Source organism: Dyella subtropica (genome assembly GCF_026283965.1).
Lineage (GTDB): Bacteria > Pseudomonadota > Gammaproteobacteria > Xanthomonadales > Rhodanobacteraceae > Dyella_D > Dyella_D subtropica.
In genome coordinates this window covers 1-24,716 of sequence record NZ_JAPDPD010000034.1, presented here as the reverse complement: position 1 = coordinate 24,716, position 24,716 = coordinate 1, and the positions used below count along the sequence as shown (strand labels likewise).

General features: G+C 59.9%; 21 protein-coding genes. 9 read left to right on the top strand and 12 right to left on the bottom strand.

Translation table 11 applies throughout. The annotated features are described in order from the left end of the window. Positions 1-152: 152 nt before the first annotated feature. A complete protein-coding gene (locus tag OUZ45_RS20365) occupies positions 153-1,040 on the bottom strand; it encodes a patatin-like phospholipase family protein (protein WP_266172166.1) in 888 nt (295 codons plus the stop codon). Between the two features lie 464 nt (positions 1,041-1,504). On the opposite strand from OUZ45_RS20365, the gene OUZ45_RS20360 reads away from it, so the two are divergent. From OUZ45_RS20360 to OUZ45_RS20340, 5 genes are all read left to right on the top strand, one after another. Next, positions 1,505-2,008, top strand: a complete 504-nt coding sequence (locus tag OUZ45_RS20360) for a hypothetical protein (RefSeq protein WP_266172165.1) — start codon at positions 1,505-1,507, stop codon at positions 2,006-2,008. Positions 2,009-2,101: 93 nt separating this feature from the next. Continuing rightward, positions 2,102-2,878: a bestrophin-like domain gene (locus tag OUZ45_RS20355; protein WP_266172164.1), complete on the top strand. Its 777-nt coding sequence runs from the start codon at positions 2,102-2,104 to the stop codon at positions 2,876-2,878. A 55-nt stretch (positions 2,879-2,933) separates the two neighbouring features. Next, positions 2,934-3,746, top strand: coding sequence for a class I SAM-dependent methyltransferase (locus tag OUZ45_RS20350; protein WP_266172163.1), 813 nt, complete (start codon positions 2,934-2,936; stop codon positions 3,744-3,746). 131 nt (positions 3,747-3,877) lie between these two features. Then, the gene (locus OUZ45_RS20345) at positions 3,878-4,090 is read left to right on the top strand and encodes a DUF3820 family protein (protein ID WP_266172162.1); all 213 of its coding nucleotides are present in this window, start codon (positions 3,878-3,880) and stop codon (positions 4,088-4,090) included. A 228-nt stretch (positions 4,091-4,318) separates the two neighbouring features. Next, complete coding sequence (locus OUZ45_RS20340) at positions 4,319-4,933, top strand: 2OG-Fe(II) oxygenase (RefSeq protein WP_266172161.1); 615 nt, start codon at positions 4,319-4,321, stop codon at positions 4,931-4,933. A 57-nt stretch (positions 4,934-4,990) separates the two neighbouring features. Here the strand turns inward: OUZ45_RS20340 and OUZ45_RS20335 are convergent, their stop codons facing one another. The 5 genes from OUZ45_RS20335 to OUZ45_RS20315 all read right to left on the bottom strand — a co-directional run bounded on the left by OUZ45_RS20335 (position 4,991) and on the right by OUZ45_RS20315 (position 9,405). Then, positions 4,991-5,410, bottom strand: a complete 420-nt coding sequence (locus OUZ45_RS20335; protein WP_266172160.1) for a hypothetical protein — start codon at positions 5,408-5,410, stop codon at positions 4,991-4,993. Positions 5,411-5,473: 63 nt separating this feature from the next. Beyond that, positions 5,474-6,418, bottom strand: a complete 945-nt coding sequence (locus OUZ45_RS20330) for an RDD family protein (protein WP_266172159.1) — start codon at positions 6,416-6,418, stop codon at positions 5,474-5,476. A 101-nt stretch (positions 6,419-6,519) separates the two neighbouring features. After that, complete coding sequence (locus OUZ45_RS20325) at positions 6,520-7,134, bottom strand: hypothetical protein (protein WP_266172158.1); 615 nt, start codon at positions 7,132-7,134, stop codon at positions 6,520-6,522. Between the two features lie 72 nt (positions 7,135-7,206). Beyond that, the gene (locus tag OUZ45_RS20320) at positions 7,207-8,412 is read right to left on the bottom strand and encodes a site-2 protease family protein (protein ID WP_266172157.1); all 1,206 of its coding nucleotides are present in this window, start codon (positions 8,410-8,412) and stop codon (positions 7,207-7,209) included. 126 nt (positions 8,413-8,538) lie between these two features. Beyond that, complete coding sequence (locus tag OUZ45_RS20315) at positions 8,539-9,405, bottom strand: helix-turn-helix transcriptional regulator (protein WP_266172156.1); 867 nt, start codon at positions 9,403-9,405, stop codon at positions 8,539-8,541. Between the two features lie 346 nt (positions 9,406-9,751). On the opposite strand from OUZ45_RS20315, the gene OUZ45_RS20310 reads away from it, so the two are divergent. After that, the gene (locus tag OUZ45_RS20310) at positions 9,752-10,426 is read left to right on the top strand and encodes a hypothetical protein (protein ID WP_266172155.1); all 675 of its coding nucleotides are present in this window, start codon (positions 9,752-9,754) and stop codon (positions 10,424-10,426) included. 257 nt (positions 10,427-10,683) lie between these two features. Here the strand turns inward: OUZ45_RS20310 and OUZ45_RS20305 are convergent, their stop codons facing one another. Next, a complete protein-coding gene (locus OUZ45_RS20305) occupies positions 10,684-12,783 on the bottom strand; it encodes a choice-of-anchor D domain-containing protein (RefSeq protein ID WP_266172154.1) in 2,100 nt (699 codons plus the stop codon). Between the two features lie 353 nt (positions 12,784-13,136). Beyond that, on the bottom strand, positions 13,137-13,820 hold the full coding sequence (locus OUZ45_RS20300) for an AraC family transcriptional regulator (RefSeq protein WP_266172153.1): 684 nt from the start codon (positions 13,818-13,820) through the stop codon (positions 13,137-13,139). Positions 13,821-14,429: 609 nt separating this feature from the next. Between OUZ45_RS20300 and OUZ45_RS20295 the strand changes: the two genes are divergently transcribed. Next, positions 14,430-15,596: a serine hydrolase domain-containing protein gene (locus tag OUZ45_RS20295; protein ID WP_266172152.1), complete on the top strand. Its 1,167-nt coding sequence runs from the start codon at positions 14,430-14,432 to the stop codon at positions 15,594-15,596. 111 nt (positions 15,597-15,707) lie between these two features. Here the strand turns inward: OUZ45_RS20295 and OUZ45_RS20290 are convergent, their stop codons facing one another. The 4 genes from OUZ45_RS20290 to OUZ45_RS20275 form a co-directional block, all read right to left on the bottom strand. Beyond that, complete coding sequence (locus OUZ45_RS20290) at positions 15,708-16,085, bottom strand: carboxypeptidase-like regulatory domain-containing protein (RefSeq protein ID WP_266172151.1); 378 nt, start codon at positions 16,083-16,085, stop codon at positions 15,708-15,710. 355 nt (positions 16,086-16,440) lie between these two features. Then, positions 16,441-17,667, bottom strand: coding sequence for a hypothetical protein (locus OUZ45_RS20285; RefSeq protein WP_266172150.1), 1,227 nt, complete (start codon positions 17,665-17,667; stop codon positions 16,441-16,443). Between the two features lie 623 nt (positions 17,668-18,290). Next, a complete protein-coding gene (locus OUZ45_RS20280; protein WP_266172149.1) occupies positions 18,291-21,752 on the bottom strand; it encodes a methylmalonyl-CoA mutase family protein in 3,462 nt (1,153 codons plus the stop codon). 117 nt (positions 21,753-21,869) lie between these two features. Beyond that, positions 21,870-22,520 (bottom strand): YceI family protein, encoded by a 651-nt coding sequence (locus OUZ45_RS20275; RefSeq protein WP_266172148.1) that lies wholly within the window; start codon positions 22,518-22,520, stop codon positions 21,870-21,872. A 265-nt stretch (positions 22,521-22,785) separates the two neighbouring features. Between OUZ45_RS20275 and OUZ45_RS20270 the strand changes: the two genes are divergently transcribed. After that, a complete protein-coding gene (locus OUZ45_RS20270; protein WP_266172147.1) occupies positions 22,786-23,652 on the top strand; it encodes an energy transducer TonB in 867 nt (288 codons plus the stop codon). A gap of 125 nt (positions 23,653-23,777) precedes the next feature. Then, positions 23,778-24,644 (top strand): energy transducer TonB, encoded by an 867-nt coding sequence (locus OUZ45_RS20265; protein ID WP_266172146.1) that lies wholly within the window; start codon positions 23,778-23,780, stop codon positions 24,642-24,644. The last annotated feature ends 72 nt before the right edge of the window (positions 24,645-24,716 follow it).

The following is a 24,716-nucleotide window of genomic DNA, read 5'->3' as shown; positions in this document are numbered from 1 at the left end:
GCTGCCGCTGCCGCGCGGCTTGACCTGACCACCAGTCAGCCGCTTCGCCACGCGGCAGCGGCAGCGCGCTTTCTGGATATCATGCCGCCTACGTGGAATAGACCAGAGGGCCCTTAAGCGCCGCCATGTCGCGCCCGACCTATTGCCCCACCTCATGCATGCTGGTGTTCACGCAGCTCACCCGGCACCTCGTCGCGGTCCAGACCACCGCCCTCCAGCCATTGCCGCGTGCTGGCCTTTGCCTGGGTGATGAGCGAGCTTGCTGCGGAGTAGTCATACGGCGATACGTCAAGCGGGCAAAGACTCGGCACGATGCGCAGTGTGATAGCGCTGCCCGCAAAGCGTTCGGCGTCGTGCACGAGCTGGCGCGACACCAGCAGGCTGAGCGCATGCATGGCGCGTGCGATGGCGCCCGAAGGCAGCCGGTTGAGCGCACAGGCAAATCCCGTGGGCAGCACGATGATGCGCGTCGCGCCCAGGCGGATGGCGGTGGAGATCGGCGTGTTATTCGCCACACCGCCATCAACCAACAGCTGCGAGCCGATCTGCACGGGTGGAAACACGCCAGGAATGGCGCTGCTGGCGAGCACCGCGTCGATCACCGATCCAGACGACAACAGCACCTCATCCCCACTCAACATGTCCGATGCCACGATATGCACCGGCAACGCCGCCTGCTCCAGCTGCCGGTAAGGCAGGTGCCGCTCCAGCAAGCGCCGCAAAGCAGCGGAATCCACCAGGTGGCCGCGACCAAGAACCATACCGAGCACGCTGCGCAGACTGAGAGGAAGCACATCCCGGCGTCTGAGCGCGCACCAGATCAGCTCCAGTTTTTCCGCACCTGCACGGGTCGGCTCCGCCGCGAAATAGGCCGCGTTGATCGCTCCCGCCGAGACCCCGACGATGAAGGCTGGCGTCTCGCCCGCTTCCAGCAAAGCCTGCAACATGCCGACTTCCACTGCGCCAAGACTGCCGCCCCCAGCCAGCACGAAGGCCGTCTGGTGGGTATGGCTAGGGTTGCTCGACGTTGCGTGGGCCATGGCGGAACCTGCCTGTCGATAATGCACCCGATGACGATGCACAAAATGTGATGCCTAACCTTCGCTGCGGTTAGGCGGGGCGTTACATGAAGGGCTTCACCCCAGCCCAGCCCAGCCCAACCCTTCCCTACTGCCGGAAAGGGTCGGCAGACCGCACCTGCACTCTCAACCAACGCCACCTGACGCTTCACCCCACACTTCAGCGACAATGCGCACCCCATCGATCTGGAGTTGAACGATGAAGGCAAGCAGGGTCGCAATCATCGGCGGCGTAGCGGGACTCGGTGCCAGCTCGCCTGCGTTGAATAGATCAGAGCATCCCCAACCAGCCTTCCTTCTTTGCATTTCAGTACGCTTCGTCAACCGCAAAGTTCGCTGGGGCTTAAGTTAGCGCCATTGGGCTTGGGCTGGTTGATCAAGTCTTTCCTGGGTTTTCTTCAAACGCATTGGATTCAAAGTACAACATGCTCAAACGTCACTCTCGCTTATCGCTCGCCATTACCCTCGGATTTGGCCTGATTTCAATATCGTCAAGCGCGACGGCGCTCGACACCGACACCTCTCGCGACATCCTTCACATTTACAATCACAAGGCGCCGTCCAACTACCCAAAATGGTTTATCCCCATGTCGGAGCTTGGCGTAGTCGAGTGGCTGAACTCGGCAGAAAAGTCGGCTGACAAAACCGAAACCGCGCAGGCATATCACATCTATACCGCGAAGAGCCGGCTGCCGCGCAAGACGTTGGAGAATCTCGTGCTGAGCTTTGTCAAATCGCATCACTTTGCGAAGATTGACGCAGACGATGACGCTGGCAAGATCATGGCGTTTGAGTTTGATCCTGAGAACCCGGCAGACGTTCAAACCATGATGCAGACGCGCCGCAACAACACCGTTGTCTTCGAAACCTACGCTGACGATACTTTTAGTTTGGAATTGGATGACGAGATGGCTGCGGATTTGCAATAGCGGAGCAGCGTTCCAGCCCAGCTTGAAGGCCTGCCACACGCAACGAAGATATCGGCCACGCCGGCCGTTCGCATCACACCGAGGGGAGTGACCATGCCGTTGATCGACCATCCGATCCTGCTGTTTTTCGTGGCCTGTGCTGTCCTGTTGCTGTCGCATGAGATCGGTTTCCGGCTTCGCGCATTCGCCGCCAATCGCGATGACAAGGAATGGGAGAAGGAGGTTCAATCCACGCGCAATCAGATCGCGATCCTGCTGAGCCTGCTGATTGGTTTCTCCATGTCGATGGCGCTTGGCCGCTTCGATGAGCGCAAGAAACTGGTCGTCGATGAGGCGAATGCGATCGGCACCGCCTACCTCCGCGCCTCCATGCAGGCAGCGCCGATACGGACCAAGGGCCCGGCGCTGCTGCGCGAATACGTCGATGCGCGTATCACTGTTTTCGGCCGCGACAGGCCGCAGCAAGCGCGGGGCGACTCCGCCAAGCGCTCGAAAGATATTCAGGACGAACTGTGGAGTGGCGCCATCGCCGCATCCGAACAGACCCCGACGCCGATCGTCGCAATGTATGCGCAGTCCTTGAACGAAATGATCGACCTGGACAGCAAACGCATCGCTGCCATCAATAACCGCATACCCACCGACATCTGGCTGTTGCTGTCGACCCTGGCGATCATGACGTCCGCCGTCGTGGGCTATGGTCAGCGCCATCGCGCCGTGATGGCGACCTTTGTACCGGTGCTGATGATCGCCATCGCCGCAAGCCTTATCGCCGATCTCGACACGCCAGTGACCGGCTTCATCCAGGTCAACCAGCAAAGCCTTCACAGCCTGCGCGCGGATCTAAACATAAGCGCGGCAGCACGTTAGCCCCCCCTGCATAAATCGGCGTAGGCTTTCACACTCATCGTCAGGAGGTCGAACCATGTTTCGCCGCACCTGCAAACGCTTCACCCTACTTGCTGCCGCGCTCTTGCTCCCCGCCATCGGCAGCACTGCTCCCGCTGTATCGCCCGACAACACCACCGCGGCGTTGCAGCAAGCCGTCAACGGTTCGTGGCGTTCGGACGCCAACAAGGCGCGCGATCGCTACCGCCACCCCATCGAGACCTTGCAATTCTTTGGCATCCGGCCGGACATGACGGTGATCGAGCTGGCGCCGGGCGGTGGTTGGTATACCGAGATCCTTGCACCCTTCCTCTACGCGCACGGCCACCTGATCGAAGCCGCCTCACCCAAGGCGGAGAAATTCACCGCCAAGCTCAAGGCCGAGCCGGCGGTGTACGGGCATATCGCCAAGGTCATCCCGTTTTCGCCACCGGAGCAGGTGAACCTGGGCGCCAGCCACTCGGCTGACATGGTGCTCACCTTCCGCAACACCCACGACTGGCTGATCAACAACCCGGACACCCTCGAAGCCGTCTTCAAATCCGCATTCGACGTGCTCAAGCCCGGCGGCGTACTCGGCCTCACCGAACACCGCGCCAAACCCTTCGCCGACCCTGTCACCACCGCAGGCGCACTGCACCGCATCCCCGAGGATTATGTGATCGCGCTGGCGCTCAAGACCGGGTTTCGATTGAGCGGCGTGTCGGAGATCAACGCCAACCTCGACGACCCGGAAGACATCAACGTGCACCGCCTACCACCGGATCTGGCCGGCCCCGACGACGAGCACGCCAAGATGAAAGCCATCGGCGAATCCGATCGCATGACGCTGAAGTTTGTAAAACCGTGATGGGATGGTAAAAGGAGCGGCCATGGCTGCCGACCCCGGCCATGCATTCGGCCATGCACTGGAGTTCAACGCGTTCGCGAATCGTGCGTGGCCGTTAGCCAAATAACCCCGCACAGCAGAGACCAGGAAACATGGAAGCGGAAGATCTGCAGCGACTGGTCACTGTCACCATGCCTTATGGCAAATACCAGGGTCGCCTGATCGCCGACCTGCCCGGCGCTTACCTCGCCTGGTTTGCCCGCAAGGGCTTTCCACCTGGCGATCTGGGACGTCTGCTGGCGTTGATGCTTGAACTCGACCACAACGGATTGAAGCCACTGCTCGATCCGCTGCGAAAGCGCTAACCATCCGTCGCAACATCTTGCTCGCACGGCATCGCGCGACGACGCGAGGTTTCAGCGTATGCTGCAGAGCTACCCGGCAAGGGTTACCTGACATTGCGGCAAGCCGGCCCAAAGGCCACGTCTGCCCTATGAGCACCCCCGCCATGATCATCCTCTTCGTTGGTTCAATCGAGCGTGCACTGCGCAGATTGGATGACGTCGCGATTCCGTGCACGACGAAGGCTGCTGATGAACACTCCATCCCATGAGTTCGACATGGCGACAAACACGCTCGCCACCGATGGCTGGTGTGTCGTGTCGAACCTGTTGTCACTTGCCCAGACGCAGGCCTTGGCGACCGAATGCATGGCCATGCACGATGCGCAGTTGCTGACGCCAGCCCGCGTAGGCGCCGATCGCACCGCCACGCGGTTGCGCGGCGACAGCACGTGCTGGTTCCTGCCAGAAGCGCTGAGCGAACCGCAGCAAGCGTTTGCAGACCGTATCGACGTGCTACGGATCGCGCTCAACCGCGACCTGTTGCTCGGCTTGGTCGATAGCGAATCGCACTACGCGGTGTACGAACCAGGCGCCGCTTACGCACGCCACCTCGACCGCCTGCGCGACAACGATGCCCGCGTGGTCTCCGCCGTGTTCTACCTCAACGATGCGTGGCAGGATGCCGAAGGTGGCGCACTGCGGCTCTACCTTACCGATCAATCGCATCGCGATGTTTATCCACGCGCCGGCACGCTACTGCTGTTTCTCTCTTCGCAGTTCGAACACGAAGTGCTGCCCGCCACGCGCGATCGCATGAGCATCGCCTGCTGGATGCGACAGCGAGTGATCGGCGCCATCTGCTGAGGAGTCGGATCGGAGGACGTTGAGGCTTGTGAAGCCATGAGGTGCAGCACTAAATCATCAAGGCGCATCCACGCGTTGAATGGCAGGCTCTACGTCGAGAATTTCCAGCACAGCCGCGTCAAGCCTGGCTAGCGCCGGTGCTGCGTCTATCTTTCCGAACAGCTTCGCCAGAGGAGGTACTTCGGCCACGGGGAAACAGTGCCAGATGACAGATTCGCCTAGGGGCAACACGTCCTCCGACAAGGTCACTGCGTCGTCCATATTCCCGCAGCCAACCCAGAGCTGAAACGGCTTGGCATGACAACGCACACACCAGCCCCAATCCTCAGGAAAAACGTCCTGTATCTCAAAGCCCCGCTGTTCCAGTTTGGCCTTGAGCCAAAAGGCCAACTGCCGCCCATATCTACCGGGATTGACCTCTACGTCCTCATCGGGCTCGATCTGAAACAGAGTCGATTTGAACCAGTAACCGGTCATAGACCTAGCGCTCCGAGCGATAGCAGAACCGTTGCATGTGCCAGGCGCGTATCCCGCTCAAGCTCAAGGCAACCGATCCGGTTTATACGAATACCGCTGCGACCTCCACCCCGATGAAAGCCCGGTGTCGTAGCCATAGATGAGGTTCACCACAATCGCATCCTCATCGGCGATTCGGGCGTCGCCTTTAGCCAGCAATCTGGCGGTGTTCTTCACCAAGTCGCCTTCATCGAAATGGGGTGTATCGAGTTTCAACTGTGCGCTCAGATAGTGCGTTTCCTTGCCCATTCCTGAGACCCAGCCTCGCGTTACACCCGCACTCATGACGTGCGGTTGTGCGGCCAGAGCCTGCTGGATGGGTAGCAGGTCCGCAAAGGACGCGCTTCTCATGAAATGCTCAGCCACAGTGGGCGCGGTGAGGGTGAGTGCTACGAGCAGCACGACCGCTACAAGATGACCGGCCCACACTGGGCGCAATGGATAAGGCGCCTCCTCGGATTGTATGCGCACGACATAAGAACCCACCGCCAGGTCGTGCAGCGATTGGCGCGTTCGGCGGTTGAACACATAGAGATAGACGATGGACAACAGGCCGCCGCCGACCACCAGCACCATGAGGTAGCCGAATACAGAATTCAACAGCCCGGCTGAATCAAGGTCCATACCACTGGCGAAATACGGCACGCCGAGCACGGCGTAACGACACAAGGATCGGGCCAGAGACAGTTGCTCACCGCTCGCATTGACGACGCGCAATCCCAGCGCTTGCTTGCCGAAGGTCCGCCCGCCGCGCACACGGCTATTGCAGATGCCGAAGTAGGCCAGCGCGATGGCGAAGCCGATCAGCCGAGCGTGGGAGCCCATGCGGGCCAGTGGATCGAACAGTAACTGACCCAGCATGGCGCCAACGATGCCTAGCAAGATGCAATCAATAACGAATGCGCCCAGGCGGCGCCAGAAGCTGGCGATGTTTAGCCTTGGCGAACTCAGCTCATTCGATGTATCCATACTCTTCCCTCTCCTGCATTGAACTGGTTATTACATTGGACCGGGATATTGGCTCCTGGGTGTGGCGTGACGGCAGATGTTCCAGGGAAATGGGGCCAGAGTTATTTGCTCGCACCCTGCCGTGCTTTAAAGACTCGCCGCAACTCCGGATCCAATGCATCCACCTGCCGCTTCTGCTGAAACAACGCCCGCTCTCCCGCCTGCAGCTGGCAGTTACGCGACAAGGTGTCAGCCTCCTCCGAGGTCTTAGCGATCACGTTCTGCACATTCACCACCACAGCCAGCGTGTCGCCCAACGGCTCCAGCGCCACACAAATGCGATCGATGGTGTCCATGCTTCGGTAGTTGGCGCCGCCTACCATCACCATCAGGTTCTGCCGGTCGATCCATGCACTGGTGCGCACGCCCGACACGTTGCGAATGGCTGCGCGGGCGGCTTCGTGATCAATAGGGCGAGAGGGATCAGCCAAGCGCATGGACCGCATCATGTCCTTGTGCATGGCTTCTAGATGCTGCTGTGTCGTTCGCTGATCACCGGCAAGCGCGGCGGCATCCGCGGCAGCGATATGCGCGACGGTAACGACAGGATTGGTTGGTTGGCCGGCCTGCTGTGGCCGGTGCGTTGCCTGTGCGATGTCGTCCGCCGGTGACTCGCTACATCCCGTAGCGCTTACGCAGGTCACGGCGGCGGCGAGTAGCCAGCGCTGCATGGTCATCCATTCCCCCCCGGAAAGTGCGCTGAGCATAGCGCAACGGACGGGCGGCGCCAGGAGTGGCGCTTGCGAACGCTATGCCGTGCGCACCGAGCCTATCGCTTCCTCGCTCCAGGCATCGCCGAACGATGCCGCCATGCTGGCGCGGATCATTCGCTCGCTGATAGGCAACGCTTGATCGATGGCGTTCTCCGCATACCGCCTGGACACGACCAGCGACTCCACGCAACGCGCCATATCCCCGGCCAGCGCCGCGCGAAGTGCCAGGCAGCGCGGCCAGAGGAAGGGAACATCCCAGGCGACCTTTGGCGGCAGCAAACCGTCGACGAGGACAGCGGCGTCTTTAGTAACCATCGCTTGAGAAAAGGCGATCTCCGTCTGGATAACGGCGATGAGGTCGGCAGGCCGGGAAGCTGGCGTTTGATCCATTGCGTGGAGCCGTTCGTCCAGCGTGGCTCGCATGGAAACGGCCTCCTTCCATTCACCCCGATTCTGATGTGCCTTTAGCCGGTACCACAGCGCCACCAGGGGCAACGGAGAAGCTTGCGCTTCCAGGGCGACAAGATCCTCGCCAGGCAGGCGATCCGCTGTGCAGCCAAAAACAGACAGAGAGATCAGGCGTACTTGGGGCGAGTCGTTCAGGCGGTGCCTTAGCGCTTGAAGTAGCGTCCGGCCATCGCTCGGAACAATGCCTTGCCTGGGCACAAGGTTGGCGAAGCCCATGCCTGCGTTCATCGCGGCAAAGGCCTCGCACAACCAGCCTGCTCGGTGAGGCAGCCATGCCCAACCCGCCACAACCAGCACTACTGCCAGGGCGAGATTCACTGCTGGGCCGCCGGACGCCAAGGCAATCACCTGCTCGCGCCTGGGTCGGGCGGGATCGGAGAAGGCCATGACGTAGCCACCCACGCGCAGTTGCTTGCGGATGGGATTCCACCGCATGCGGAACCCTCTCTGCTGCGGCCGTATCTCGATGGCCGACAACCGCACGTGCAACACGGCCATGCCCGCCAGGCGCGCACCGAAGTAGTGGCCAAGCTCGTGAACAATCATCGCGGGGTAATAGAGCATCGCCCATAACAGCATGGCGCCAGCAAACGCATTACCCGTATCGCGCCATGCCGCCATACCAAAGCCAATGCCGAAAGCGCTGGCGGCCAACATGATCAGAATCTGCACGCAACCGGCCAGCCAGTTCACTATGCCGCTGCCCCAACCAGCACGAAGGGTCGAGAACGCTGCTGACGCGCGCTGATGGTTGGCGAAGGCTGCGTCGCCCACGATTGAACGCTGCTCCGCCACGCCTCTGCGAGCACGCCGAAAGAAACGCCTGATCATCGATATGACGCCCCAAGCCTCACCGTTCCGCCTGCTTTCCATAGCCGCCCCCCTGTTGGCTCGGGGAGCTTACTGCAACGGGTGGCGACGAGGCGAAAGGGTTGCCAGGCGCGCCCTCAAATGATGGAGGTCACTTCGCCGAAAATGCTCACGCATCTCTCTTGGCGACATACCCAAGGCCTGACGAAACGCATCCGTCATATGGCTATGGCTGCTGAAACCAACGTCGCAGGCAAGTGCAGCCAGATCTTCCTCGCCCTCACCCAAACGCCCCAGCGCGGTGCCAAGCCGCTGCTGCAGACGGAATTGGCGTAGCGACTGGCCGGTGCTATTGCGGAAGATTCGGCACAGGTGAAATGAGGAACAACCGGCCAGCTTGGCGAGTTCGTGGATGCTCAGGTTCTCTCCGGTGTGGCCGATGATGGCTTCTTCCACGCGCGCCACCTGCCGCGCGATGCTGGCACCGCGGGGGTGCGGGCGGATGGAGGCATGCTCGGGCAAGAGATGCTCAAGCGTGTCCAGCAATACTTCATCGGCTTCTTGCGGGTCAGCGCCGCCGTGCCGAAGGCTTAGCAGCATCTGCACGTGGGTTTTCTGAAAGTGCAGGTCGTGCGCGAAAGCCTGGCATGGCTGGGCCTTTGTGTTTGCCAGGCCGAGCATGTCCAGCACGGCGTCGTCGAACCACACGTCGGTGCAGCAGTCGCAGCCCTCAGCCTCTGGATGCGAGACGCGGTATTCGACGTTCTTCTGCAGCAGGACCGCTTGACCCGGTCGTGCGAAACAGGTCTTGCCACCCGCGTGCATCGCGAAGGAGCCGCGCCGAGTGAAGATGAAACGCGCGGGCTCGCCGCCCTGGACGTAACCGCAATCGCCGCGCGGGTATTTGCACTCCTGGCTGATCACCTGGAAATGCGACGAACGCCATACGGTCTGCATGATCGCCATCTGCACGGCCCCTGGAAAGCGCTTGTCCGCCGCCGATCATACGCCCGGATTCGGCCGTTGGAGTCCAGTTTGGGCGGCAGCAAGAATTTGGAAGCGGCCAGATTGGGGTTGTGCCAGAAAGGTGGGTTGTCCTGCCGCAGATTCACGGCATCACCGGCTTACCTCGGCACGTTTATGGAAGCGACCCCTAGGGCATCTGCCGGAAGCTGCGCCTGCCCCTCTAGGGGTCTCGCATGAGAAACACCACCGTCCCCACGCCTGTGTTTCCCGCTTCTCACCAACTATGGAGGGTTCTATGTACAAGAAGCTCTGCACTTTGCTTGCGTCTTGCTGCGTCATGACTGCGGCCTTTGCCAGCGAGCCATCCGATTTCGACCACGACGCGAACCCGATGCTTTACTCCAGGCACTCGCGCCCGTTCGACAAAAGCATCTACGGCTGGGCCGATCGATCCGTCCAGTGGGTCTACGCGCAGCCTCTCGACAAGAATCCATTCCTCGATCCCACTGGCGCGAATTGCGCGGTGGGCCAGGAAGGCCCGGTGTGGTTTCTCGCGCCCATCGCCTCGATGATGGCCGGCAACTTTACCCGTGCCTGCACCATCCCGCGGGACAAGGCTATCTTTCTGATGATCGGCTTCGTCAGCGATACCTACCCCTGCCCCGATCCGAACTTTGGACCCAAACCAGGGCAATCGCTGTACGACTTCCTCGTCGCCGACAGCAAGACCTACATGATGATGACGTCGCTGGACGTGACCCTGGATGGACGGCCCGTACGCGATGCGCTGGATTACCACTACATTTCGGAGAACGTATTCTCCGTCAAAGGCGATCCCAGCCTGCAATCGACCTTCGACAGCTGCATCACCGGCTCGTGGCAGCCTGATCTGACCAACGGCTATTTCATGATGTTCCGGCCGTTGTCGCCGGGCATGCATACCATCGTGCGCAAGACAGTCGGCATGACCGGGATGACGAATACGTTTACTTACTATTTGACGATTCAGTGAAGCGACGGGGTTAGAGCACCGCCCGCACTGGATGTTCCATTGGCAACCGGCCTGGGATTGAGCATTGAAGCGCCCGGCAGTAAACGCCGTACGCTTCAATGTTTCACCTACACACTTGTGTCAACGCCTCATTCGAACAGGAGCATGATGAGCTCATCGCGCTCCATGGCACGCTGTCCAGCGACACATACGGGCCGGCCCCTTACGGAACCGGCCCGGCTGCAGCTCAGCGTACCGATGGTCACTGCTCTGGCAATTTACGGATGCGATCCCGTAACCGACCAAGCGCCCGAGCCCGAGGTGGCTTCTACAAAGAAGTTGTAACTATTCCCTGCGGCGGCGGTGAAGGTGATCGTCAACGGCCCGGTGCCGTCTTGTTCCGCCACTGCTTGGTTAGTGGTGGCGTTGTCCGCAACAAATCTCCATTTGGTGCCTGCAGGAGCATTGAGCGTTGCAGTAACAGGCCCCGCCCCACTCGTGAAGTTCGGTGTGAAAACGTATTGCCCCTGCGAGGCTATGGTTCCCGAGAAGCTGATGTTGCCCCCGGTCGTCGTACCACCCGTGCCGCCCAAGGTGGAGATTTGCGGGCTGTTCGACGCGCTATCGATCACGGTGACGGTGCCATTGAAGGTCCCGTTGGACGTCGGGTGGAACAAGACGTAAATGACGCATTGGGATCCTGCGGCCAGAGACCCTGAGCAATAGCTTGTGTCCGTAAAGGCTGCGCCGCTGACAGCTACGCTACTGATCCACACCGCCGCGGTACCGTTGTTGGTCAGTATCAGCGACTGCCAGCTGCTGTCTCCGTTGACTGCCACATTGCCGAAGTCGATGCGTGCCGGGCTCAGCGTTGCCGTACCTCCGGAGCTGGTGCCCACGGTGACCGAAACCGGTGCTGACGGAATACCGTTGGCGACGACGTACAGCTCGCTGGCACCTGTCTCAATCGTAGAGGGCACGTCGAAATTCGTGCTTACCGGTGAGCTCCCCGTCGCAACGCCCATGCTGCTGTGATCATGGGTGCGGCAGTAAAACACGTGACCGGTTGCCGAATTTACAATCCGAACCAATGGATAGTTGGTCGCCATCTGCTGGTCATCCCCGTAGGCAGCTCCCTGAGATACGCCATTGAACTGGGTTCCGGAGATCGGATACGTGCTTCCGGGTGTCAGTGTGGTGGACACGGAGCTGACGGTTGGCTGCCAAGCGGCTTGGTACGTTCCACTCGGAGTCCACACCTGGAGGTTCTGGCTCAGGTCGGAGAACAAGATCTGACCGTTCGGCAACTCCAGCATGGCCCCGTACCAGGAAGAATCACCGGATGCCGTGGAGGGCGCCGCAACGGGCGTCAAGGTGCTGCCATTCCATTCGAGGAATGTCGAGGGGCTCTGGTAGATCCCAGGGCTGGCCATCATCAGCACATTGCCATTGGTTTCCACTGCCGCAGGTCCATCGGCGATATTCAAGCCGTTAGGGAAATCCGGGCCAGCCGCCCAGGTTCCGGTAGCCGTGTTGTAAATCGCGGTATGCCCGGCCCCGCATTTGTTGGCTCCCGTCGCAAACAGCGTTCCGTCAGGCCGCAGAACCATGGGACCAATTTCATAACTGGCTGCACTTGCACCGCCGCAGTTTGCTGCGGAATCCCAGAGCTGCACCACCGTGCTTCCAGCCTCACTCCACAATCCAGTGCTTGGATCGTAGAGCTCGGACTTGGTGCCCGTTGCGTTGTATTGCTGGAACGCATCTATTTCGACGTTCAGCACTTTCCCGTTGGGCAATAACGCCCAGCCTTCTTCAACGTTGTAATCGGGCTTGTTCGCACCGGTGAGAGTCCAGCTGAGATGGGCCTCGTCAAACAGCGCGCTGTCAAAAAGGCCTTGCTTCCCCAGCATAAACGTACCGTTGGCGAGAATGACGCCAGAAGCATCGCCAATCTGACTCCAGCCCGTGGGCGGAGCGACGGACGTCCACGTATTCGCCACCGGATCGTAGATGGCGCCAAGGTTTGATTCCACATCTTGTGCGTTGTTGTATTCGCCGCCTTCAATAAGCAGCTTGCCGTCGGCCAGCACGCCACCGGCGAAGTCGATGGGCGCGTATCCCGCGGGCATTGAAGCAATTTGGGTCCACGTACCGTTGACGTAGCTACCCGTACTGTCGGGGGTGAGCTTGTACCACTGCGAATCGGCGGAAGAATAGGTTCTGGCGTGCGCCAGAACCGTGCCATCCGTCGCCAGCGCCATGTAGCCGATAGTGATGGGCGGAGCATTATTTAAAGGTGTCCAGCTTTGACAGAGTGCGATATCTGTCCAAACCACAAGCGGCGCTAAACAGAGTGCAAGTCTCAACATTCTCATTGGCTTTCCCTCATGAAAAGGCGGCAATTAGATTCCGTAACGGCGCTATAACACTGCCCCTGCGGGAGAGGGAGATATAGGAAAAAAAATCCGTACAGTCAGACGGATTTGCCATTTCTGGAGAAAACTTTCGGATGACATCGCCTTGGTGCGGCTGATGGTGGTGACACCGACGCGTACCATCCCGAGATGCTCTGATCCGGTCTACGCAGCCGTCTCCGGCTCTCCCTGCTCACCGATGCGTGGTGCGTTGGCGCAGGAAGACCCGCCGTCTTTCAAGCCGGCGTGCCGCGGATTTGAATATCCATGACAGGGTGATGTGTGGGAGGCCCGCAGGCTGGTTCAGAGCATCCCTAACGCCAATCGTGAGCGATCCGCCGACACTGTCCTGGGGTCATGCCGGTGACGCGCCGGAATGCACGCGTCAAGAGACTTTGATCGAAAAAGCCCACCTGCAGGGCGATCTCCGAGATCGACTCCTCGCCGCGTTGCAGCAGGCGCGCAGCGGCGCTAATGCGCAACTTCATAAGATACTGTCCGGCGGAGAGTTCAAAGATGCGTTTCATGCGCCGCTCGAATTGCGCCTCCGAGATTCTTGCCCGCCGCGCGAGATCTGGCACATACAGCTTTTCTGCGTAGTGCTCGCGCATATGATCGATCACATCAGCAAAGCCGTTATCGATCATATGTGCGCGACTTGGTTCGATGAGATCGCGCGATACACAAGCCAAGCCAACGATGGCTCCTGCGCGATCACACAGCGGCTGCTTGGTCGACAGGCACCAACCCGTGCTGCCGTCGTTGTAGATGGTCAGATCCAGGCTGTCGATCAGTGGCTTGCCGGTCTGGAACAGGCGTTCGTCCTGGCGGGAGTAGCGCTCAGCCATGGGTTTCGGAAACAGCGCAAACGCGGTTTTGCCGATCGCCTCCTCCTTGCGATTCAAGCCGCACCGCTTCACGCAGGCTTCGCTGATCAGCACGTAGCGCCCCTGACGATCTTTGATGCTGAACACTACCTCCCGCAGCGGGTCGAACATGGCCTGAAGGACGTCGCTCGGAGTGATTTCCGATAGAAACGCGTCGCGTAAACGGATTTGGTCTAGCGGGGCCATGACCTGCTCTCACTAAGAACACGATTAAACTCATGCTCGATAAGCAGGGACGCGGCAGCAAAGGCCCTTGACGCGGTGATAAGACAGTCCGCGTCTTTCGCCCGATGCGCGCTCAGCAAAAAATGTCGCATGCGACTCCCTTGCACGGCTCGCAGACCATGACTACCCCCCTCTGATGGCCCAGCATGAGATGCAAAGCCATGCGCCGGTCACAGACCTGCGTGGCTTGCGCGCATCTTGCTGTAGGCTCCCGGCTGTCGTTTTCGACGCCCGTCAGGTCATGGACGCAACCAGCAAGCCCCCCCCCAAGGCTTGCGTCAGTCGCTCGAACGTCCCGAATAAAGGGCACAAAACAACGTCCGCAACACAAGCTTGTGCAAAGCGGATCGCGCCGTCTTGATGAATTGAGGCAATTTGTGCGCGAATTTCGGCACAATTTCACGTGCGGTATACAGCAGCACATCAACCCCACGGTCAGAGCGCACTTTCCAGTTCGGTTAGATACCTCTGGTATGGCTACAACAAAGTCGGAGCATGGCATCGATGAAAAGAAAAGTATGGGGCGCGTGCGGTTTCGCACTGCTATGTGCGGTGGCGCACAGACCAGTTGCCGCAGCCGCGCTCAGCGTGACCAGTGACAACGCGCGCCGATCCACCTTGGACCTGGCTGTCGATGACGCTGCCGCCGACTTTTTTCGCAACACCTGTCATGTAGGCCTGTCTCTCGCCGTCGTGACCCGGGAGGGCCATTTCTATTACGACTACGGTTCCACTGAGCGAGGCGCTACCCGGCTACCAGACAAGCGGAGCATCTACGAGATAGCCTCGGTCACCAAGACCTTTACCGGCGCACTCGCGGCAGACGCGATAGTTGATGACCGCATGGCGCTGGACAGTGACTTCCGCGCCTATCTCCCGGAGTCGTACTCCAACCTGACCTGGAGCGGTAAACCCATCACTCTGCGCACCCTGGTGACCCACCGCTCGGGGATGCCGCGCGATATCCCCGACACGGACGCCATCTATGCGAAGAAGGATTTCGACACCCTGCCCCGCGAACTGCTCGCGCTGCAAGAGGGCTTCGACCGAGACAAGCTGCTGTCCGCCCTCCACACCGTGAGTCTGCGCAGCCAGCCCGGTGACAAGGAGGCCTACTCCAACACCGGCTTCCTCGTTCTGGCCCTTGGACTGGAGAAGATGTATGGCCAGTCTTTCGAAGCTTTGATGCACCAGAAAATCCTGCAGCCGCTGGGCATGGCATCGACTGATTTTGTCGTCCACCAGGCTGATCAATCGCGGCTTGTGCGTGGGTATGACCGCAAAGGCCGCCTCATGCCCTATCACCTGCGCAACTCCGGAGCCGCCTGGGGCCTCTACTCCACGGCGGAGGACATGGCCAAGTATCTTCGCTGGCAACTTGATGCGAGAGACCCGGTCATCCGTATCCAGCACCACCCCCTCGTGGGCAATGCCCAAGAAGGCGTAGCCATGGCCTGGAATCTCGCGACTGATGGCCATCAACCCACACTGTTCCACGGTGGCGGCAGTTTCGGCATGTCGAGCGCGGCACTGCTCTATCCAGAGCGGCAAGAGGGTTTCGCAATGCTCGCGAACGATGCGTGCGAGGGCACTGAGAGCGCACTAAAGGCTATCGCCGTGTCGATTCACAACCACGCTCATCAGGATGGTGCGGCTCCCTAGTGCGCTGTCGTACCACGTTCGCAAAAATTGCAACCAGCACGCCTATACGTAGTGCAGACGGATTGGCGCCGGCGCTAGCTCGCGCTTCCATTCGACCTCCTTGGCGCGCGACTAGTGTCCGCCGACTTTGTGACTCATCTTGATGGTCTGTGGCGTTGTGTCACCCAGGTCCCAGGTCTTTTGCCCCTGGAAGTAACCCGGCGCATCCGCAACGATCAGGTACCCCGGCTTTCGCTCGTGGACCAGGTCGCCGGCCGTCCAGAGTGTCCACCGTCGAATGGCCGGAATCGTGTAGTGGCCGTCCGGTCCCGACGTGGTGCCGCGTGATGGAAACTCGTTCAAATAGACGCTCGCACCTGTCACCGGCGTGCCATCGGTCGCATTGACGACGACACCGGACACACTGGGTGCCACGCGCATGTAGGCCGGTGCGCAACCGGCCGACAGCTGGCACGCGGCGAGCAGCAGGGTCCATGGAATGAATTTCATATGAGGTCTCTCAATGGCGGACTTCGCGTCGTCGCAGCGCTGCCAAATGACAAGGGGCCTGCCGGCCCCTTGTGTTCTTACACATTGCGGCGGCACTCCCTACCCACGTCATACAGCGCATGGCTGATCTGGCCGAGTGAGTTGTACTTCACCGCTTCCATCAGCCGCTCGAAGACGTTCATATCGTAGGAGCCCATGACCGAAATGGTAACTAGCGCGGCTTTGGAGATGAATGAAACACAATGACTAACAATCGTCCGCACAAAAAGTCCACATAACCCGCTAGCAAGATTAGAAATAGATCTTTACGAGCCATTGACGGAATCAACGGAACTGCGACGTCACCTTGCGATCTCTAGAATAAAAGCTCCGACTTAAGATCAGCGGCCCCTCTAGCAAAGCCAGAAATCTTTTCCGACTGATCAACAAAGTAGTCGTGAACGAATGAAACAATCTCAACTCGGTCATCATAGATGATGTGCAACTGATTTGAATAAAGATCTGACCGCGGAAAAATTCGCCAATGCACTGGCTCACCAGGAAATTCATCAACCAATGAGTCACTCCGCATTACAACCAATCGATCAGGCAGCTCAATAACCGTACCAAACGGAGCCGTCCCGGTTGAAATAACCTCTTCCTCGGAAAAAGAGGTCTGAATCACCCCGCGAAACTGCGGACCATCGTCATCGTGCTTTACCCTAGAGCCCGAACGTCTATCGCCATCTCCTATATCAACGACTTGAATCTGCCCATTCTCGACACGATAAAGTTTCTCACGAGCACCCCAACTGTAACTTGGCCCCTGTGCATTTGAAGCATCCGCATCTCTAAATATTTCTTCTACATCAACAATACGATCAAAGAGGCGCACCTTTTCGTTCTGATACTTCTCTTCTTTGAACTTAGCAAGAAATGCCGAAGTTTCAGACCAACCAAGCACACTTTCAAAAGACCAATCACATGCCTTACATGAACGAGGAGACAGGAGGCGCTCGGAAGTTAAGGCATCCACCTGATTCTTTGAATCGAATGCAAACTCAAAGAGTCCATAAGCCCCTGCCGCACCAGCCACAGCCGTGTTTCGACTGGAACTTTTGATCTGGAGAAAAGCAGCGTCATGGTGTTTATAAGGAACTACCCTGGTTCTCCGCGAATGGAAACGAGAAGTTCTACAACTGAATAGCCCCGCATCACCTGCGGCCAAGATAGTGCCGTAATAGACATCAGTATCTGTCGGCGCGAAATCAAATGGACTCGCAATCTCCACAGCCCCAACCTGGGCACCAACCGCAACCTCCAAAGTTCGACTCGACAACGAGTCAAGCTGATCGCGGATGGTCTTATCAATCGACGGATCCCTGAGAATTTTTCTTACTTTTTCATTATAAAAAAGATCGCCATCAATGAACCCAACGCGTAAAGCTGTCTGTAAATCCTGATTGGAGTCGGCAAGGTTATTGACGAGAGTTCGCCAATACACCCTTATGAGCGAAGCCTCCTCAGAAAAAAGGTATAGGTCACCAGAATAAATCTGCGTATCCCAATAACACCCAGGAATTATGATCTTTACAGGGCGCATTTCTTTCCCCTGCGAATTTTTGATTTCGTTGGCCTATCAATAATTCCAGATGCCTCCCATCTGTTAAGCACAACCATCTCTGGTCGATCATAGGGTGCAACCCAATGAGCGACCGGATATCCATGCCAAACAGGACCAACAAATTTCGCAACAAAAGCAATTGGAGACACGGGCGTACGCCCTAGAACCACTGGCGCACCATTTGGCACATAAACACCCCAGTATTTTTGGCCATCACCCCAATTGCTTTGATATGCATGCTGAAAGCAAGCAACTTCTTCGGCGACAGGTATTAACCACTGAGACTTCTGGCTGCTCCTAGTAGGATCTCTGTGGTGAGGATGTGGTTGATAAGCCGGTGGTGGAATCACTGCATTCACATGCGCCCCCTAACGATCCATCGTTTGCTTTCTAAAGCGTGCCAAAGCATATATCACATTTCATGATGAATAGCCTACGCCCCCACCATGCCAGCACAAGTGCCTTGCCACTAGTCGACGCGCAACAAGTCGCTCACTAATGGTCATGTCGCGAAAGAATAGCAATGAAAACACATAACCTAGAAGCCGACTGCATCGATATGCACTAACTCGGCAAAATGGCTACCCACCTGACACCTGTTGCTACATGTTACGGCGATACTCCCCACCCACGTCATACAGCGCATGGCTGATCTGGCCAAGTGAGTTGTACTTCACCGCTTCCATCAGTTGCTCGAAAACGTTCTTGCGGTCGCGGGCGGTGTTCTGCAGTACCTTGAGGCTTTCGGGTGCGAGCGTGTTGCGCGCTTCGCCGTAAGCCTTCACGTTTTCGATCTGCTGACCCTTCTCTTCTTCCGTCGAGCGGATGAGTTCGATCTCGGTGGCGATTTCGCCGCCGTGGTCCTTGGGCAGGAAGGTGTTGACGCCGATCAGCGGGAGGCTGCCGTCGTGCTTCTTCTGCTCGTAGTACATCGACTCTTCCTGGATCTTGCCGCGCTGGTACATGGTGTCCATGGCGCCGAGCACGCCGCCGCGCTCGCTGATGGCTTCGAACTCCTTGTAGACGGCTTCTTCGACGATGTCCGTCAGCGCATCGACCACGTGACTGCCTTGCCACGGGTTCTCGTTGAAGTTGAGGCCCAGTTCCTTGTTGATGATCATCTGGATGGCCACGGCGCGGCGCACGCTTTCTTCCGTCGGCGTGGTGATGGCTTCGTCGTAGGCGTTGGTGTGCAGGCTGTTGCAGTTGTCGAACAGCGCGTACAACGCCTGCAGCGTGGTGCGGATGTCGTTGAACTGGATCTCTTGCGCGTGCAGCGAACGGCCGGAGGTCTGGATGTGGTACTTCATCATCTGGCTGCGCGCGCTGGCGCCGTAGCGCTCGCGCATGGCGCGGGCCCAGATGCGGCGGGCGACACGGCCGATCACGGTGTATTCCGGATCCATGCCGTTGGAGAAGAAGAACGACAGGTTGGGCGCGAAGTCGTCGATGTTCATGCCTCGGGCGAGGTAGTACTCGACGATGGTGAAGCCGTTGCTGAGCGTAAAGGCGAGCTGGCTGATCGGATTCGCGCCCGCTTCGGCGATGTGATAACCGGAGATCGACACCGAATAGAAGTTGCGCACTTTGTGGTCGACGAAGTACTGCTGGATGTCGCCCATCATGCGCAGCGCGAATTCGGTGCTGAAGATGCAGGTGTTCTGCGCCTGGTCTTCCTTGAGGATGTCCGCCTGCACGGTGCCGCGCACCGTCTGCAGGGTTTCTTCCTTGATGCGCGCGTAGGTTTCCGCATCCACCAGTTGGTCGCCGGTGACGCCGAGCAGGCCGAGGCCGAGGCCTTCGTTGCCCTTGGGCAAATCGCCGGAGTACGTCGGACGCTTGCCGTGGGCGAACAGTTCGACGATGCGCTTCTCGGCGGCGGCCCAGCGTGCGGGGTCTTCTTTGAGGTACTTCTCCACGTTCTGGTCGATCGCGGTGTTCATGAACATCGCGAGGATGATCGGCGCGGGACCGTTGATGGTCATGGAGACCGAGCTGCTGGGCGCACTGAGGTCGAAGCCGGAGTACAGCTTCTTCATGTCGTCCAGCGAGGCAATGTTGACGCCGGAGTTGCCGATCTTGCCGTAGATGTCCGGGCGCGGCGCCGGGTCTTCGCCGTACAGCGTCACCGAGTCGAATGCAGTGGACAGGCGTGTGGCCGCACCGCCCTGGCTGAGGTAATGGAAGCGGCGGTTGGTGCGCTCCGGCGTGCCCTCGCCCGCGAACATGCGGGTGGGGTCTTCACCGGTACGGCGATACGGATACACACCGCCGGTATAGGGGTAATGACCCGGCAGGTTTTCGCGCATCAGGAAGCGCAGCAGGTCGCCCCAGTCCTTCGTCTTGGGCGGCGCGACTTTCGGGATCTTCTGGTGGCTCAGCGACTCGCGGTAGTTCTCCACGCGGATCACCTTGTCGCGCACCTTGTACTCGTTGACGTCGGCGGTGACGGACTGGTAGCGCGACGGCCATTCGTGCAGCAGGTGGATGGCCTCGTGGCTGAGTTCTTTCAGCGCCTCGTTGTAGCGCTGGCGCAGCGTGAGCAGGGTGCGGTCCACGCCTTCTTCGTGCAGCGCATTCGTTTCGTAGCGGGCCAGTTCGCGCGGCAGGTGCGCATCACCCAAGTCTTTCAGCGACTCGTAGTAGTGCTGCGCCTTGCTGGCATAGCCGGCTTCGCGCTCGATCTCGCTGTTGATACCGCGCCCCTGCTCGGCGATCTCAGCGAGATAGCGCACGCGGCTGCCGGGGATGAGCACGGTGGCGCGCGGCTCCTTGAGCGTGGTGTCCAGCTGCGGCGTCCACTTCGGCGCGGGCAGCGAGAGCTTGTCGCGCAGCAGGCGGCACAGATTGCTGAACATCCAGGTCACGCCCGGATCGTTGAACTGGCTGGCGATGGAGGGATACACCGGCACCTGTTCGTCGGTGAGCGTGAACGCGGTACGGTTGCGCTTCCACTGCTTGCGCACGTCGCGCAACGCGTCTTCCGCGCCGCGCTTGTCGAACTTGTTGAGCACCACGAGTTCGGCGAAATCCAGCATGTCGATTTTTTCGAGCTGGCTGGCGGCGCCGTAATCGCTGGTCATCACGTACATGGGGAAATCGACCAGGTCGACGATCTCCGAATCGCTCTGGCCGATGCCGGCGGTTTCCACGATCACCAGGTCGTACGGCTGCGCCTTGAGGAAGTCGATGCAGTCGTGCAGCACCACACTGGTGGCAGCGTGCTGGCGGCGCGTGGCCATGGAACGCATATACACGCGATGGCTGCGCAGCGAGTTCATGCGGATGCGGTCGCCCAGCAAGGCGCCACCGCTGCGGCGGCGGGTGGGATCGACCGCGAGCACGGCGATGCGCATCTCGGGGAAGGCGTGCAGGAAGCGCAGCAGCAGTTCATCCACCACCGAGGATTTGCCCGCGCCACCGGTACCGGTGACACCGAGCACCGGCGTCTGCTTGCCGGCCATCTTCCACTGTTTGCGCAGATGGTCGAGTTCGGCTTCGCTCAGCTCGCTTTCTTCGATGGCGGAGAGCATGCGGCCGATGGAGATTTCGTCGTCGATGTCCACGCGCGGCGCCACGGCGGCGCCATTCGCCCGCTGCTCGGCGGCGGCGCGGGTGCGGTGCATCACGTCTTCGATCATCTCGGTGAGGCCGAGCTTCATGCCGTCGTTGGGGTGGTAGATGCGCTCCACCCCGTAGGACTGCAGTTCGCGGATTTCTTCCGGGGTGATGGTGCCGCCGCCGCCGCCGAACACGCGGATGTGGGCGGCGCCCTTCTCCTTGAGCATGTCCACCATGTACTTGAAGTATTCGACGTGACCGCCCTGATAGGACGACAGTGCGATGGCGTCGGCATCTTCCTGCAAGGCGGCGCGCACCACGTCTTCCACCGAGCGGTTATGGCCGAGGTGGATCACCTCCGCGCCTTGCGACTGAATGATGCGGCGCATGATATTGATCGCGGCGTCGTGACCATCAAACAAGCTGGCCGCTGTGACAAACCGCAGGGGACTGTTTTCGTGCAGTGCAGCACTGGCGGGGACGTGCTGGGCGGGGGAACTCATGGCAACTCCGACATCGTGTGCTTGATCCGCACAATTCTAGTGGGGATCGCTGTTAAGCGCGCGATGGCGCCGGGCGTACCGGCGCGTACGGGGGCCGGGAGCCGGCCTGTTGCCGGGTCATCGGCGCGGCGTCGCGCCGGCAACCTTCTTCGCTCCAGCTTCCTCGTCGATGACCGCTTCCACCTGGATGCGCAGCACCACATCCATCTTGAAGCCGTAGTCCTTGCCGCTAGTGATGCCGAAGGTATCGCGCCGGAAACTGGCACTTGCGTCGGCGCCACACCAATCGCGCTTGAGCATCGGGTGCTGGGTACACTTGAACGATTGGATGGTGAGTTCGAGCGGCTTGGTCACTCCGTGCAAGGTCAGCTCGCCCACCACCTTGGTCGGCGCGCCGTTGACGAAGTCCGTGAGCTTACCCTTGTAGACAGCCGTGGGGTATTTGGCCACGTCGAACAACTCCGGTCCACGCGCCACCTCGTTCAACTTTTCCAGGCCGAAATCCACGCTTGAGGCGTCCACGGTGATATCCACGCTGCCCGTGCCCGCTGCCTTGTCCAGCGTGACCTTGCCGCTGCTGCGGTTGAACTTGCCGCGCCAGGTGGACATGCCGCCGAAGTGGTCGGCCTCGAAGCTCGGATAGGTATGCGCGGGATCAATGCTGTAAGTGGCCTCGCTCGCATGGACATCGCTCATGCCGCCCACGGCGACTGCCATGAGTGACGCCAGGCCGACGGTATGTAGCGCGAAATGGGTTCTTGCAAACATCTTCGATTCCTTGATGGCTGGGGTGACAGGCGCCGCATAGTGAAGTGGCAACGCGTGTCAGAAGGTGAGACCCGGTCAGGTGTTCGGCAGTTGTCGGGCGGGAAGACCGGCCTCCCTGATAAGACGAACCATGCGGGCGAAATTCGACACGCAAATGACAGCTCCCGCCATCCGCTGTTCCCACTAGTCAAGGCAACCGGGCAACGCGATACTCGGCGCGGCCAGCCATGTGCCGGCAACCTTTCGGGAACAGGGGAGATCAAGGATGAGACAGATATGGGTAGCGCTGTTGTGCCTGGCATTCTGCGGGCTGGCACTGGCCGATGGCCCTGGCGCGGTGCGCAAGCGGGCGGAGGCCAGCATGCTGGTCACGGGCTGGGTCGTCGTAGCACCGGACGGCCACGTACAGTCCCATGAACTGAACAAACAAGAGCAACTGCCGCCTGAAGTCGTCGACCTGATCCGTCGCAGCACCGTCAACTGGCGTTTCGAACCGGTCATGCTCGATGGCAAGCCGGTGGCGGCCAAGGCGAAGATGAGCCTGCGCGTGGTCGCCAAAAGGGAGGACGGTGGCGACAATTTCGCCGCACGAGTGGCAGGCGCCACCTTCGGCGAACCGGGGGCGGCAGATCCGGTGACCTACAAAAACGGGGGCGCCCCCAAATATCCGGAACAGGCCATGAGAGGACGCGTCTCGGGCACGGTCTATCTGCTGGTGCGCGTCGACCGCAGCGGCAAAGTGGCCGACGTTGCCGCCGAGCAGGTAAACCTCGAAGTGGTGGACAGCGATAAGCGCATGCAGGCGTGGCGCGGTGTATTGGCCGATGCCAGCATCAAAGCTGCACGCAAGTGGACTTACAACGTGCCGACCTCCGGTCCTCATGCCAATGACGACTCATGGATCATACGAGTGCCGATCGCCTATCACATGCTAGAGGCCGGCCAGTCGGACGCTGACAACTACGGTCGTTGGCAGACCTACATACCCGGCCCAAAAGAACCCGTTCCGTGGCTGAGCAAATACCCGCAGGCGAACGACGATAAAGGCAACGCCACCGACGCGTTGGCAGACAATGGCTTGCACATGGTCGGCAGCGGCATACGGCTCATGACACCGCTCGATCATTCTTGACCCGCAACTGGCGGCCGCCGCGGCTCACGCCTCCGATGCACCGACGCAAGGCGGCAAGCTCTATGGGCCGGCCCTAGCCGCACCCGAACGGCCTGTCACCACCCCTTCTAGCATGGAGAACCCTGATGAAACGACTATGGATGTTGATGCTCTGCGTGATGTTTTCTGGCCTAGCCTTCGCGGACGGCGCCTATGCGGTGCGCAAACGGATGGAAGCCAGCATGGTGGTCACCGGCTCGATCGTGGTGGCGCCAGATGGAAGCGTGCGGTCTTATGAGCTGGATAAGCCCGATCAATTGCCGCCGGCAGTGGTCGGACTGATGCGCAAAGCGACCGCCGAATGGCGTTTCGGACCGGTGTTGCGCGACGGTGTCGCCGTCGCGGCCAAGGCAAAGATGAGCACACGCATTGTGGCCAAGCGCCAGGAGAACGGCGATTACGTCGCCCGGGTCGCCGGCACGACTTTCGGTGAAGATCTCCCGGAAGAACAGGTCAGCATCAAGAAGGACCAGGCGCGGCCGCGGTATCCAATGGAGGCAGTCCGGGCGCGGGTGGCGGGCACGGTCTATCTGCTGCTCCGCATCGACCGCGACGGCAAGGTGGCGGACGTCTCGGCCGAGCAGGTCAATCTTACGGTGGCCGATGACGACAACGGCATGCGCGTTTGGCGAAGGGTCCTTGCCGATGCCAGCATCCGCGCCGCACGCGAGTGGACGTTCAACACGCCGACTTCCGGCCCAAGGGTAAAAGACGATTACTGGATTGCCCGCGTGCCAGTGTCCTATCAAGTGCAGGCGGCGGGCACACGGGTACCGGACGATTATGGCCACTGGCAGGGATATATACCGGGCCCGAAAGAGCCCGTTCCCTGGCTGGCCAAGTATCGGCGCCCGGGCGACGACGAGGACAATATGGCCGACGCCTTACCGGATGACGGCCTATACATGCTTGGCAGCGGCCCGCACCTCATCACGCCGCCCGATCACTCCTGATTCGCAACCATCGATGACGCTGTAGGAGCGCCCCCTGTGCGCGACAAACCGGCAGTCCTGCCGGTTTGTCGC